This is a genomic window from Paradesulfitobacterium ferrireducens (assembly GCF_017310645.1).
Lineage (GTDB): Bacteria > Bacillota > Desulfitobacteriia > Desulfitobacteriales > Desulfitobacteriaceae > Paradesulfitobacterium > Paradesulfitobacterium ferrireducens.
Genome location: NZ_JAFLRH010000037.1, coordinates 40,159 through 52,909, shown reverse-complemented (window position 1 = coordinate 52,909; position 12,751 = coordinate 40,159). Strand labels below are relative to the sequence as shown.

The 12,751-nt window shown below is 47.0% G+C and carries 13 protein-coding genes and 1 pseudogene; 10 read left to right on the top strand and 4 right to left on the bottom strand.

The window, feature by feature from the left end; genetic code table 11:
• The first annotated feature begins 29 nt into the window (after positions 1–29).
• The 10 genes and pseudogenes from J0X21_RS12325 to J0X21_RS12280 all read left to right on the top strand — a co-directional run bounded on the left by J0X21_RS12325 (position 30) and on the right by J0X21_RS12280 (position 8,664).
• A complete protein-coding gene (locus tag J0X21_RS12325) occupies positions 30–836 on the top strand; it encodes an electron transfer flavoprotein subunit beta/FixA family protein (protein WP_206812509.1) in 807 nt (268 codons plus the stop codon).
• A gap of 11 nt (positions 837–847) precedes the next feature.
• Positions 848–1,828, top strand: a complete 981-nt coding sequence (locus J0X21_RS12320; RefSeq protein WP_206812508.1) for an electron transfer flavoprotein subunit alpha/FixB family protein — start codon at positions 848–850, stop codon at positions 1,826–1,828.
• A 146-nt stretch (positions 1,829–1,974) separates the two neighbouring features.
• Positions 1,975–3,099 carry an ADP-forming succinate--CoA ligase subunit beta gene (gene sucC, locus J0X21_RS12315; RefSeq protein ID WP_206812507.1) on the top strand — a complete coding sequence of 375 codons (1,125 nt, stop codon included), beginning with the start codon at positions 1,975–1,977 and terminating at the stop codon, positions 3,097–3,099.
• 3 nt (positions 3,100–3,102) lie between these two features.
• On the top strand, positions 3,103–3,966 hold the full coding sequence (sucD, locus tag J0X21_RS12310) for a succinate--CoA ligase subunit alpha (protein ID WP_206812506.1): 864 nt from the start codon (positions 3,103–3,105) through the stop codon (positions 3,964–3,966).
• 632 nt (positions 3,967–4,598) lie between these two features.
• Positions 4,599–4,844 carry a hypothetical protein gene (locus J0X21_RS12305; protein ID WP_206812505.1) on the top strand — a complete coding sequence of 82 codons (246 nt, stop codon included), beginning with the start codon at positions 4,599–4,601 and terminating at the stop codon, positions 4,842–4,844.
• Between the two features lie 86 nt (positions 4,845–4,930).
• Positions 4,931–5,203 (top strand): annotated as a pseudogene (locus J0X21_RS16205) (type II toxin-antitoxin system PemK/MazF family toxin); the annotation flags it as partial.
• 223 nt (positions 5,204–5,426) lie between these two features.
• The gene (locus J0X21_RS15765; protein ID WP_328812855.1) at positions 5,427–5,636 is read left to right on the top strand and encodes a hypothetical protein; all 210 of its coding nucleotides are present in this window, start codon (positions 5,427–5,429) and stop codon (positions 5,634–5,636) included.
• Positions 5,637–5,798: 162 nt separating this feature from the next.
• Entirely contained in the window at positions 5,799–6,182 is a 384-nt protein-coding gene (locus J0X21_RS12290; protein WP_206812504.1) for a BlaI/MecI/CopY family transcriptional regulator, read from the top strand.
• A 525-nt stretch (positions 6,183–6,707) separates the two neighbouring features.
• Entirely contained in the window at positions 6,708–7,841 is a 1,134-nt protein-coding gene (locus tag J0X21_RS12285) for an AAA family ATPase (protein WP_206812503.1), read from the top strand.
• A gap of 61 nt (positions 7,842–7,902) precedes the next feature.
• The gene (locus tag J0X21_RS12280; RefSeq protein ID WP_206812502.1) at positions 7,903–8,664 is read left to right on the top strand and encodes a tRNA threonylcarbamoyladenosine dehydratase; all 762 of its coding nucleotides are present in this window, start codon (positions 7,903–7,905) and stop codon (positions 8,662–8,664) included.
• Here the strand turns inward: J0X21_RS12280 and J0X21_RS12275 are convergent.
• From J0X21_RS12275 to J0X21_RS12260, 4 genes are all read right to left on the bottom strand, one after another.
• Positions 8,661–9,206: an Ig-like domain-containing protein gene (locus J0X21_RS12275; protein ID WP_206812501.1), complete on the bottom strand. Its 546-nt coding sequence runs from the start codon at positions 9,204–9,206 to the stop codon at positions 8,661–8,663. The two genes, J0X21_RS12280 and J0X21_RS12275, sit on opposite strands and share 4 nt — an antisense overlap.
• A 129-nt stretch (positions 9,207–9,335) precedes the next feature.
• Positions 9,336–9,956 (bottom strand): hypothetical protein, encoded by a 621-nt coding sequence (locus J0X21_RS12270; RefSeq protein ID WP_206812500.1) that lies wholly within the window; start codon positions 9,954–9,956, stop codon positions 9,336–9,338.
• 313 nt (positions 9,957–10,269) lie between these two features.
• The gene (locus J0X21_RS12265; protein WP_206812499.1) at positions 10,270–11,940 is read right to left on the bottom strand and encodes a hypothetical protein; all 1,671 of its coding nucleotides are present in this window, start codon (positions 11,938–11,940) and stop codon (positions 10,270–10,272) included.
• Entirely contained in the window at positions 11,937–12,677 is a 741-nt protein-coding gene (locus J0X21_RS12260) for an ABC transporter ATP-binding protein (RefSeq protein WP_206812498.1), read from the bottom strand. The genes J0X21_RS12265 and J0X21_RS12260 overlap by 4 nt, the downstream gene beginning before the upstream one ends.
• Positions 12,678–12,751: the final 74 nt, after the last annotated feature.

Sequence of the window (12,751 nt, the reverse complement as noted above, 5' to 3'; positions counted from 1 at the left end):
CACGACATAACACCGATGGAGGGAAAACGATGGACTGTGTTGTTCTCGTTAAGCAGGTTCCCGACCCTGAATTGCGGCTTTCTTCACTGCGGATAGCCAGGGACGGGAAACAAATAGAATTTGGTGAAGCTGCACAAGTGCCTAGTCCATATGATGAAAACGCTTTGGAGATGGCCCTGCAAATGAAAGAAAAAGCTGGCGGGAAAGTGGCAGTGATCAGTCTGGGCGACAAAAGCGTGGAAAAAACGTTGCGTAAAGGACTGGCTTTGAAAGCTGATGAGGCGGTGTTGGTTGGAGATAACGGTATTGACCCGTTTAATTCCTACCAGGTGGCTATCGGGCTGCATAGCGGTATTCAAACGTTGGATTTTTCTCCTGAACTTATTCTCTGCGGATCCCAGGCCGCCGACACTGACGCAGGGCATATCGGTCCATTGGTAGCCGAATTACTTGGATGGCCATGTGTGAGCCTGGTGACTGATATCCAACTTATAGATCATAAACTGGTTGTCATACGCCAGGAGGATGACATTGAGTCTACTTGGGAAGTAGATTTGCCGGCGGTTGTAACGGTAAAATCGACACCGATGAACCAGATCAGGTATCCCAAGCTAAAAGATGTCATTATGGCCCAACGGTTGCCTGTTAGGCGTATGGACGAGATGCTTGCGGAAAATACCGTCAAAGAACGTCCGGAGACTTGGGGCAGTAAGATCTCTATTGCCCAGTTGGAACTATTGAGAACCAACAGGAAGTGTCACCTAATCACTGCTAACGAGGCGGAAAAGATAGCAGAGGAAGCGGTTCGTGAGCTGGATTCTATGGGGCTGATGTGAGGGTGTGTGAAATGAGAAAGATTTTAGCAGTATATGTGAGCCGAGCAAACACTGATTTAGTGTTGCAGGGAGATTTCTTTACATCCGTTACAGGTTATGCGGAGGAACTGACTGCCCCTGTGGATTTGGCCGTGTGGGGGAATGTTAGCGGTCCGAAGGTAGATGAAATAAAGGATGTCTGCGGTGTTGCCGATCAACTCTTTGTTCCGCCTAAGACCGATTTTAAGGAGAACAATGAACTGGCTGCGGCTTGGGTATTTGAAGTTGCACGAAAAACCAATGCTTCCATAATTATGATGCCGCATAACCAGTCAAACGTGGAAATTGCTGCTCGTTTGGCATTTAGGTTGAAAGCTGGTCTGGTAACTGATTGTGTATCGCTGAAAATCGAACAGGGAGATTTAAATGGCTTAGTACGGCCCTTGTACGGAAGCAAAGTGATCGCGACCTACTCCGCTTGCGATCCTTTGGTTGTCACCATAAGGGATAAACGGCAGGAAGTTAAGGGCGTCCAAGAACGCAGCAGGTCGTTTGTCTTTCAAGAGGTGACGGTACCAAACATTAAGGAGAGGGTAAGATTACTTGGAAGACAGGTGATGAGTGGGGACGGCGAGGTTAATCTCCTTGGGGCAAAACTGGTCATAGGTGCAGGGAGGGGTGTTGGGAGTCCCGAAGGATTGCAGTTCGTAAAGGATCAAGCGCATAAAATAGGAGCCGCCCTAGGGGTTTCCAAAGCTGTGGTGGATGCGGGATGGGCTCCCGTGACATCACAGATTGGTATAAGCGGAAAAAAAATAAACCCTCATATTTATATTGCCGTAGGCATTTCGGGCTCAATTCAGCATATGACTGGTGTTGCCGGAGCACGAGTTGTAATAGCAATCAATACAGACAAGGAAGCGCCGATCATGGAAAATACGGATCTGGGTCTTGTTGGTGACTATAAGGAAATATTGCCAAGCCTTATCTCAATGATTGCCACCAGGCAATGATTGCTGCCAGGGAAAATTGGGGATTAAAGGAAACCTGGGGTTCTTGCGCCTATATCTTCAATGATGTAGTCCCTGTCAAATGCCAAAACCGAGTTTTTCAGGAGACACTAACTAACAGGAATCTTTACGAAAGGACTAGGCCCAATATGAAGCTATACGAATATATGGCGAAAGAGATTTTCCACAAGAGCGGCATAGCCGTCCCCAGAGGGGCGGTCTATACCAGGGCGGAAGATGTGGTAGAGTTTGTTAGTCAACATGCACAGGTGGCGATCAAGTCTCAGGTGCTCTCCGGCGGGCGTGGCAAAGCCGGAGGGATTAAATTTGCCGACAATGCGGAAGAGGCGGTAGAGTGCGCCCGCCAACTCTTAAACTTAAAGATCAAGGGCTTAAAAGTAGAGACAATCCTCGTGGAAGAAAAACTTCAGATTGATAAAGAAATCTATGTTGCCATTACCGTTGACAGTTCAGCCAAACGTCCGCTTCTGCTTGCATCTGCCGCAGGGGGCATGGAAATTGAGGAAGTCCCGGACGAAAAATTAATCAAGCGCTTAATTGATATTAACATTGGGCTTAGACCCTACGCAGCTAAAGAGATTGCCCGCCGCCTCGGCTTGAATAGGGAGGAAGCGGCCCAGGTAAGTGAAATCATTCTAAAAATGTACCAAATCTTTTGCGCTTATGATGCTGAGCTTGTTGAAATTAATCCCCTGGTAGTGTCCGAAGGGCGGGTCTTGGCTGCTGACGGAAAAATCACTCTCGACGATGAAGCAACTTTCCGCTATCCTCAGGATGTCCCGATTGTTGAAGAGCGGACTGAGCGCGAAGTCAAGGCGCGCGAGCTTGGTATCTCTTATGTGGAACTCGAAGGGGACATTGGGGTCATGGCTAACGGTGCCGGGATTACCATGGCTACCATAGACATTATTAAATATTTCGGCGGGGAAGCGCGCAACTTTATGGACGCAGGCGGGGGCGCGAGCACAGAAGCGATGGTCCACGCCTTGGAAATTCTCCTTTCCACTGAGCCCAAAGCCCTTCTTATCAACGTATTTGGCGGTATCACCCGCTGTGATGATGTCGCCCGGGCGTATGTGCAAGTGAAAAACTCCCTGGATATTAAAATTCCGGTCGTCATACGCCTGGTTGGCACAAACCAGGCCGAAGGCGTCGCCATCCTGCGTGATCACGGCATAGATTCATACGAAGAAGTCGGAGAAGCGGTCAAACGAGTAGTGGCATTAGCCCGCTCAAGTGCAAAGGGGGCTTAAATCGTGGCAATTATCCTAAACCAAAACACCAAAATCTTAGTGCAAGGAATTACCGGTAACCAAGGGCAGTTTCATACAGCGCAAATGCTCACTTACGGGAGCAAAATAGTCGCCGGAGTCTCTCCGGGCAAAGGCGGGCAACACGTTCACGGAGTGCCGGTTTATAATAGTGTGGAAGAAGCAGTGTCAAACGAGAAAATAGATGCTTCCGTAATCTTTATCCCCGCGAAATTAGTCAAAGAAGCTGCCTTTGAGGCTATGGAAGCCGGGATTGAGACTCTGGTCATCATCACAGAACATGTACCGCTTCATGACGCTATGGAGATTGTTGCCTTGGCTCAAAAAGAAGGTGTAGGAATAGTAGGACCTAACACTTTTGGCATCATCTCGCCCGGGAAGTCTAAAATCGGGATCATGCCCAACACTATTTTCCTCCCGGGAGAGGTCGGGGTGGTCGCCCGCAGCGGGACTTTAAGCTATGAAATAGTTTCTCAGCTTAGCAAAGCGGGAATTGGGCAGTCCACAGTAGTAGGCTTGGGCGGGGATAGGATCGTAGGGTTTTCTTTTGTTGATATTCTCAAGAAATTTGAAGCTGATCCTGAAAGCAAAGCCGTAGTGCTGGTGGGAGAAATCGGGGGAAATGCGGAAGAAACAGCGGCAGAGTATATTAAAGGGATGAGCAAACCTGTCGTAGCATTCCTCGCAGGCAAGAGCGCCCCTCCCGGCAAACGGATGGGACATGCCGGGGCAATTATCGAACGAGGGAAGGGGACTTTCCAAAGTAAAGTTGAAGCCCTCACCGCTGCCGGAGCCCATGTTGCATCTCTGCCTTGGGAAGTGAGTAAATTTGTAGCTGAAGTAATATAAATCTTTTCGGGGCTTTCACAAAGCTCCACGAAATAACGAGAAACCCCGCGAAAGTTTTTTCGTGGAGCTGGCTAATACAGGCAATATACTTTATCGTTCATAGATTACCTGTCTCTTTGCAGCGTCTGCATACACGAATCCAGGTGTATGAATGTGCTTCTCCAATCGTTCAGGTGTTTCAACTTTTACAATTTTGTCAATCAGTCTGGGTAAGACAGTCTCCACGAGGGTATCCCCCCCTTTTTTTTGCTTGGGATAGAACATAATTGCAGACGTGCCTAGTAGTTGGAAGCAACATACGAGGCACAAATGAGGCTTAAGAGGTCATACATGCAGTTGTTAATATTTCTTAAGTTATTTTGTCAGTTAAAAAAGTTATGCTAAAATGACTTAGTTACAAAGGTTTAAACCGAATTTTAACGAAAGCCTTATGCCGGTGTGTATGTGTATGGAGATTATGTTTACTTCTTTGATGAGCTAAAGGATATAAAAGCAGACTACGGGTTCCATAGGATCGCTTAGTAGGGGATATACCCGGTGATTCAGATCTATGGTGGCCATTCTGTTTTTTACCTAATACTATATGATATAATGTAAGGTAGGAACACGTCATAAAGGAACGGTGATACTAGATGAGTATGCCTAAGGAAGAGCTCCACCGTCTGGTAGATCTATTGCCCGAAAAAGCTATATCGATAGCTAAAAGGTTCATGGAGTCTATCATACTGGAATCACGATTAGAGGGCATTAACTGGTTAAATGCTGAACTGGCTGATTGGCCTCCATATGATTGGGGGCCCGAAGGTGTGCCCAAGGGTAAGCCCGTGCGTTTTGTAGAAGGCAAAGGGCTGGAAATCGAAGGGAGTCAGAAAAATTGAGTACCGGTATCCAACCAGGAGATGTAGTATTGGTCAACCTTCCTAAGCATGAACCTCAAGGACATGAATAGGAAGGCCTCAGGCCGGGAATTATAGTAGCTGTTCCAAGCGGATATCTTCGTTACCCGATTGTTTTAGTTGTTCCGGTGACTTCACAAAGCGGAAATTGGGCTAACCAAAATCCAATTCTCTACCATCAGATACCTCCCGGCGCAGGTGGGCTGCCAAGGCCATCAGTAGCTTTAATTGACCAGGTTCGAGCGGTTGATATGAAAAGGATAACTACCTACGTAGGAGCATTGGAACCGCAGCAGCTTCAAAACATAAGGGATAGTTTAGTCGAACTGATCACGGCATAAGAGTTGCCATTTCGTTGGTGCAAAGTATCGGACGACTCCATATTTGATCATTAGGTTCATTAGGAGGGGTAACTTATGAATCCAGAAGTTATAGGTGTTAAAGCTCAGGACGATTATACATTAATCTTAACTTTTGAAAATTGTGAGATTCGTGTATTTGATGTCAAACCGTATCTAGAGTATCCTTTTTAACGAACTAAAAAATATGGATTACTTTCGATCCGTGAAGCCTGCGAACGGAACCGTTGTATGGCAGGGTGGTCAGGATATATGTCCGTATGAGTTATATGAAGATAGTATTCCTTTAATGAAAATTGGAGATGACGATCAATGGACGGAAGAAGATGAACAAGCGGTTGCTGAGGCTGAAGAGGATATTAGGGCAGGGCGTGTGTATACCTTGGAGGAAGTGGAGAAGGAATTGGGCTTATGAAGCGTGCCGATATTAGGCTCGCTTTTTTGTATGGGCGGGGAAGCGGTTCGCCATTTACGTGCACTTCGCTACTGAGAAATCCAAGTAGTGAGAATAGCTTGACAACTCCATTCTACACTTGTAGAATAAAAGCAGATTCTACAAGTGTAGAGGAAGATGAAGATGAATAAGATTCCTAAGATATCGGATGCCGAATGGCAGGTTATGAAAATATTGTGGGAAAAGGCGCCCGTTACATCCAGCGAAATCGTCGAAAATTTGCGCTTAAAGACCGGTTGGAGTCCTACCACCATTTACACCTTAATTAACAGGCTGGTTAAGAAAAAGGTGGTGGCCATTGAGAAAGGTTCCTCGCCGTATCTATGCAAACCCCTTTTATCCCAAAAAGAGTACCGCAGCGAAGCCCGCAATTCTTTCCTTAAGAAAGTTTATGATGGTTCCCTGAACCTCCTGCTGACCAACATTCTCGAAGAAGAAGGACTGACTGAAGAGGAGGTTGCCGAACTCAAACGCATTCTGGATAACAGCAAGACCAAGGGGAGGTGAAAGTTTGGACGTCCTGTATGCCGTTTTCGATTGGGTCGTGTTTTCTTCCTTAGTAGGATCTTTGATGAAACACTGCTGAACCATTCAATTGAGATGACAAAGTTCGCCGGCCGGGTAAAAATTGGAGTATAGCGATTACCAAATTAGATTTTCGATTGGGTCTGAGAACTCAGCCAATAAACTGGCCGGCGTTCACCTTGCTTTTTCAAATAACAGCGGACCGGACAAGTCTTTTCTACCCAAGGGCAAAGTTTTGGGGTTGCTTGGTACAAGCGGTAAGTTTTATTCTTTTAACTCACCCTTCACCATTGAGGAAGAGTACCTGAACCGGGAAGAAATTTGAGGTTCCAGTAACGGGGATTAAACTCAATTGAAAGTGTAAGACATATTTGACGAATTGATCACGACAAAAAGTGGCAGGGGAGTCATTATTGATTCCCCTGCCCAAATATTTCAGCGTAAAAATTGCAATATTACGTATTGTGTAATATAATATTACATCATGTGTAATATTGGAGTGGTGTTATGCCGGGTAAATTATTCCCGTTAGGCGGGCCGGTGTCTGAGCATGATATTGTGGATCGCGAAGACTTTCTAATTTCTCTTGAAACGCGCTTGTCTGAGGGCCAAAGCATTATGTTAGCCGGTCCGAGGAGAATCGGCAAAACATCGATAGCCCTGGAGGTCTTAAGACGGATTAGGACCAAGGGTTGTTATACGGCTTTGATAGATCTGTTTCGCTATAACTCAAAAAAAGAATTAGCCTTGGGTATCATCAATGCGTGCTATGAGAATCGCAGCGGAATTAAAAAGACAACAACCGCTTTGAAAGACGGCCTTAAGAAAATAACCGGCTCTGCTAAATTAACGGCCAAGATACAAGATCTGGAAATTGCTTTAGGCTTGCCGGCAGAAAATAGAAACGATGATGAGTTACTAACCTACGCTCTGAAACTGCCGGAAGTTCTTGCTCAAACGGATAACAGGCAGATCGTACTCGTATTTGACGAATTTCAAGAAGTCATTCGGATTGCCGGAGAAGAGACGCTCAAAGTGATGCGCTCATATTTTCAAACTCAGGAGAACGCTGCTTATCTTTTTTTAGGATCAAAGGAAGGTATGATGAACACAATTTTTGGCGATAAACGGCAAGCATTCTACCGTTTTGCCACCATCCTTCCGATTCCTGCGGTGTCTGAGGCTGCCTGGGGAACCTATATTTCAAAAAAGTTTGCGGAAAAGAAAATAACAATCAGCCATCAGACCGTAACAGAGATTCTTAGCAGAACCGGAGGCCATCCCCAAGACACCATGCTTTTATGCTCAGAAATCTATTATGCCTTACTGGAAGCAGGTGAAGATAAACTGACATTTGCTTTCGTACAACTTGGCCATGCAAGGGCTTTAGCAACTTTATCTCCGGTCTTCGACGAAATTTTGGACGAATTAGGAAAAACAGCCCTTACCCGCAATGTCTTAATGGGCTTAGCTGCGGGTAAGCGGATCTATTCGGGCTTAAGCAATAACCCCAACGAAATCAAACGAGCGGTTGACACTCTTATCTCTAAAGGAATTATTGAAAAATCCGGTCGCGGAACGTATCATTTTATTGAGCCGATGTTGAAAGACTATTTATTAGAGACACTTGAAGTATATTAAGCTACCTAACCCTATAAATCTCCCTAGATGAATCAGCGAATTAGCAACACTGGAGGAAATTATGCAGCACAAATTTTCCCGCACCGAACTTTTAATTGGCCCGGAAGGGATCGCTCGCTTAAGTCAAAGCACGGTCAGTATTTTCGGCATCGGAGGAGTAGGTTCTTTTACCGCCGAAGCCCTGGCTCGTGCCGGGGTAGGAAATTTAATCCTGGTGGACTTTGATGAGATCTGCCTGACCAATATTAACCGGCAGTTGCATGCTTTGCATTCAACCGTCGGTCAAGCCAAAGTCGAGGTTATGAAAAAACGGATTCTGGATATTAATCCGCAGGCTCGGGTCGAAGCGATCAAAGCGTTTTACACGGCAGAGGACGCGGACCGTTTCCTGGGCCGGAAGCAGGATTATGTAGTAGATGCGATTGATACCGTCTCCGGCAAAATCAGTCTTGCTAAAGAATGCCTGGCTAGGAAGATCCCTTTCATCTCGAGCATGGGGGCCGGCAACCGGCTCACGGCCGCGAATTATGTAGTCGCGGACATTTCCAAAACCAGCGGTTGTCCCTTGGCTAAAGCCATGCGCAAGCTGCTCCGCAAAGAGGGTATTACCCGGGGAATCAAGGTTGTCTATTCACCCGATCTGCCGCAAGAGCCCAGGCAGGATATGCCGGACTGCAGCACGAATTGCATATGCCCCGGCGGGGATGCCCATTGTGCCAAGAAAAGGCAGATCCCGGGAAGCATTTCCTTCGTACCTTCGGTGGTAGGCCTCCTGATAGCAGGGGAAGTTGTGCGCGACTTGCTGGATATTAAGAGCACTTAATCCGGAGCTACGCTAAAACCGAACTCAGAATTCTTTCCCATCTTTTTGTGTTCAGCATTGGCAACATTCCCTGTAACAGTTACCAGGATGCCATTTTCTGGACCGTAATCTGACTCGGGGTTTTTAAATTTGATTTGGAGAGTACGGGTCTTTGCGTCATATTGGTAATTAAACATATAAGTGATAAAACTACTATGCATACCCTCCATCACCGTTATATTTTCAGGATTTAGGGTGGATATATCCATATCTTGATTAAAGGTGATAGAAATATCTGTCTTTTGAGAAACATTCTGTTCTCCGTTAAAAGGTTTAGTAGTTAAAATCCAGCTATTTTCATAAAGCGCATTTACTTGGGGGCTATTCGGTGTTTCCGTCTTAGGAGATTGATCTATTGGAATGTACGGTTGAGTGTAGTTCGATTGGCCTATTGGTGTTATCTTGTTTGGGGTACAAGATGCTAAAAAGAAGATGACAAAGATAGCTGCAGATATCAATAAAAGTAGAAGTCTAGCAAGTTTAGTTCTACGCAAAAAAACCACTCTAAAACCTTCTTTTCAAAGGACTGAAAGGAATGATTGGCTAACCCTAGATGAGAACTAATATAACTGTTACCAGTGGCATTGGAGTGTACTATTATTTTTTCAATAAAAGTACACTCCATGCTAAAGTTAGTTATTCACCCAGTTATAGGTTACAGTCACATAAGCATTATCACTTAATCCAAGTCCATAAAATAAAGCGTCCGAAAGATCAATTTCTGCACCGTTATTTCTTAGCGGATTACTAGGATATAACGGATTAGCCAAAGTATTGTGAACTTGTGTGCCTGGGTTACTGTCAGATATATATTTATCCTTCGAAACCATTCTATGGGAGCTTGTCCAACCATTATGGAAGTTCTCGTATTTTGCAAACCATGTTTCACTAGTGCCACGAGTTAGATCACCGTATTCTTCATATCCCCAATTATCCCTCACGCGCATTTCAATTGAGGGGGTTACCCATACATAATTTGGATTCCAGTGGTCATCGTTCTCATTGAATGGACCTATATCCCAAACTGGAACATCATAGTAGGTAGTTCCATTGTAGGATACGTTCACAGTATATGTGGTATCGGTATCCGATGAATTTAAGGATTTACGGCTAGGGAGCGCTACAAAAATGTCTGTTGACTTAATGACGTGACCATTAGCTGTTGTATAACCGACCAATCCTTCCCTAGTGGCTAAATTAAAAGAAACAAATGGGTTAGAAACAGCGGTTGTACTTAAATTTTCGGACAGCACTAATCACTCTTCCGGTCATGGGGTCGGATTTCCCATTCTACTATATAGACACTTTTCAGTCCTAAAACGTTACAAATTTTACAAAGAATTTTCCGACAAATTACTACAATTCCAAGTTGCTTAAAAACAAGTAACATTTACTTTAACGAGGCTTGTCTGCTCGTCTAAATACTTTCTAGGTTCCGCGAAATTACAAGAAATAACGCGAAACCCCACGATAATTTTTCGTGGGGACAGGGCAATTAGCAAGGAAGTGAGGGATGCACGCCGGATGAACTGAACAGCTATTTAGGTAATTGACGAGGTGGAGTCTCTAAACCCCATACCTCGACCGTAAGAGCACAAATTCATTGACCATCAGAATAAAGAACACGACCGTGAGTCCCCCGGCTACCACGAGACCGCTCGTGAGGCCGTCAAACGTCGATACCCCCCAGAATCCGCTTAACTGTACGACAGCCGGTGCGGTCACCAGAGAAAAAGCGGAGATCCAGCGTTCCGGGCCGAGGGCTGAAGTGGTGGAGCTGGGGTCTTTTAGCATTTCCCGGGCGACCAGGACCGCTCCCAGAATCCCCTCCGACAAGGCCAAGGCGGCCAGGAGAATGAGTTCTCGTTCCGCTAAAAACGGAGTTGTAAAGATCAAGCTAATTAGCACCATCATCAGGCCGATAGTTAAGGCGGGAGGAGCCAGTGTGCTTAGGATGGCCTGCTTAGGGGGGATCGGAAGCAGGCGAAACAATTCCATGTGCTGGAGGTCATCCTGCCAGGAGAAGAGGAATTGGGTATAGCCCTGGAGGATTAAGAGGGTCAGAGGGAGCTCAAAACGGATCAGAACGTCAATTATCCGGTCGATGGACCCGCTTTGCAGCAGCCCTAAAAAGCTGGGAAAGAACAAGCGGATGGCGAAGAGCGGAAGCAGAAAGGAGATGAAGACCTGGGTCCAGTTGGCGCTGCGCCAGGTGAGCAGTCCTTTCCAAGATAAAGCCCAAGCTGGGGAAACATAACTGCGTCCTAGCAAGCGGCCGATGAACCCAGGCCCTTTCCTTGCCTGCCGGTAGCGCTTTAGTTCCCGCTGATCACGGGCCCGTATGAGGGTGCGCAGGGTATGAACCTCCTGGCTCTGACGTAAAGTCGGTTCCCACGGACGGCGGGCATAAAGAGCAATGGTCAGCCTGACCAGGATGATTAGGACGGCAGCCGGCACAATCCAGGCCCAAAGGGGCCAACTGAACCAAGGAAGGGAGACAGTGGTGAGCAGATGGGCATCCATTCCATTATTGGATGCGCCGGCCCCGGAATTCGGAGTGAGGATAAGAGGAATGTCGCCAAGCTGACTGCCGCCAAGTTGACTGCTGTCAAGCAGTCCGCCGTTCAGCAGCCTGATTCCCAAAAGGACCAAGGTGCCGATGGTGATTCCCCGCTTCAGCCAGAGGATCAATCCGCGCACATTGCTTAGGACAAAAGCCAAGAGCCACTGCAGGGTCAGCCCCAAAAGGCCTGACAAGGCCCACACAACCTGAGTAAGCAAGACGTCTCCGAAAGGGAACTTTACCCGAAGGAGAGTTAAGAAAGGCAAGATTAAGAGCGGCCCTAAGAGAGCGAGGGCAATTCTTTTGGCGGCGGGCCAAAGCCATTGCTCCAGAAATACGGTTGACTTGGGGAACGGGAATTGCGGCAGATGATGGACGTCTGCCGGACTTAAAAGGATTGCCGTTCTCCCGGAAAGAACAAACGCCGCCAGCAGCCACAAAAGTGGTACTGTCCCCAGAATTCCCTGGGCCAAGCGCTCAAGGCCAAGGAGGACGGGGAAGGGAATCCGGTTATACGGATCATATAAGTAATACCCGATCCCTATCAAAACGAAGGCTAAGAGGTAAAGATAAGTTACGGTCCCGGCCCAGTCAAAATAGACACTAATATAATGAAGGCGGCGTCTGAGGTGGTTGCGCATAACCCGCCAATGCAAAAGGATCAGGGCTTTCATGCGTGCTTTCCCCCTCCGGTCAGAGCCAGAAACACATCTTCCAGGGAGGAGCCGGGCAAACCGGAGGCAGCCTGCAATTCTGGTAATGTTCCTACGGCTGCCTGCCGTCCTTGATTCAGAATGAGAAAGCGGTCACAGACCCGTTCTGCCGTATCCAGCTGATGCGTGCACAGAAGCACGCCTCCGCCTTCGTTGGCCAGCTCCCGCAAAAGGTCTTTAAACTCCCGCTGCCCTTGAGGGTCGAGCCCGTTGAACGGCTCATCGGCAATCAGGATTCGGGGACGGTGGATGAGCGCGCACAGCATGGACAGCTTTTGCTCCATTCCTTTTGACAGGTGTACGGCCGCTTTGTCCTCCTTCCCTTCAAGGTGGAACCGTTCCACCAACTCCCCATAATATGCCTGAAATTCCGGTTCGGGGATGCCGTAAGCCATTCCCAGGAAATGCGCGTGCTCTCTGACCGTCAGATCCGAATAGAGCACCGGGAACTCCGGGATGTACCCGATCATCTGCTTGGCGGCAACCCCGGCAATGGAGAGCTGTTCCGGTCCGACGAGCACCTGACCGCGCTCGGGCTGGATTAAGCCCAGGAGCGCCTTGATTGAGGTGCTTTTCCCGGCGCCGTTCGGTCCGACGAGCCCTAAGATTTCCCCGGAATTTAAGGTGAAGGTCAGATCCTCAACCCCGAAATGTTTGTCATATTTTTTAGTAAGTCCCTCTACCTTTAGTAATGACACTATTCAACACATCCAATAGTTGGTTAAAAATTAAATAATTTTTACCGAGATGTTCTTCCACTGAAATATATTTT

Bases quoted from the DNA above. Each gene is read 5' to 3' on its own strand.
- J0X21_RS12325 (WP_206812509.1), top strand. From the start codon at position 30: ATGGACTGTGTTGTTCTCGTTAAGCAGGTTCCCGACCCTGAATTGCGG.
- J0X21_RS12320 (WP_206812508.1), top strand. From the start codon at position 848: ATGAGAAAGATTTTAGCAGTATATGTGAGCCGAGCAAACACTGATTTA.
- sucC (WP_206812507.1), top strand. From the start codon at position 1,975: ATGAAGCTATACGAATATATGGCGAAAGAGATTTTCCACAAGAGCGGC.
- J0X21_RS12305 (WP_206812505.1), top strand. From the start codon at position 4,599: ATGAGTATGCCTAAGGAAGAGCTCCACCGTCTGGTAGATCTATTGCCC.
- J0X21_RS12290 (WP_206812504.1), top strand. From the start codon at position 5,799: ATGAATAAGATTCCTAAGATATCGGATGCCGAATGGCAGGTTATGAAA.
- J0X21_RS12285 (WP_206812503.1), top strand. From the start codon at position 6,708: ATGCCGGGTAAATTATTCCCGTTAGGCGGGCCGGTGTCTGAGCATGAT.
- J0X21_RS12280 (WP_206812502.1), top strand. From the start codon at position 7,903: ATGCAGCACAAATTTTCCCGCACCGAACTTTTAATTGGCCCGGAAGGG.
- J0X21_RS12265 (WP_206812499.1), bottom strand. From the start codon at position 11,940: ATGAAAGCCCTGATCCTTTTGCATTGGCGGGTTATGCGCAACCACCTC.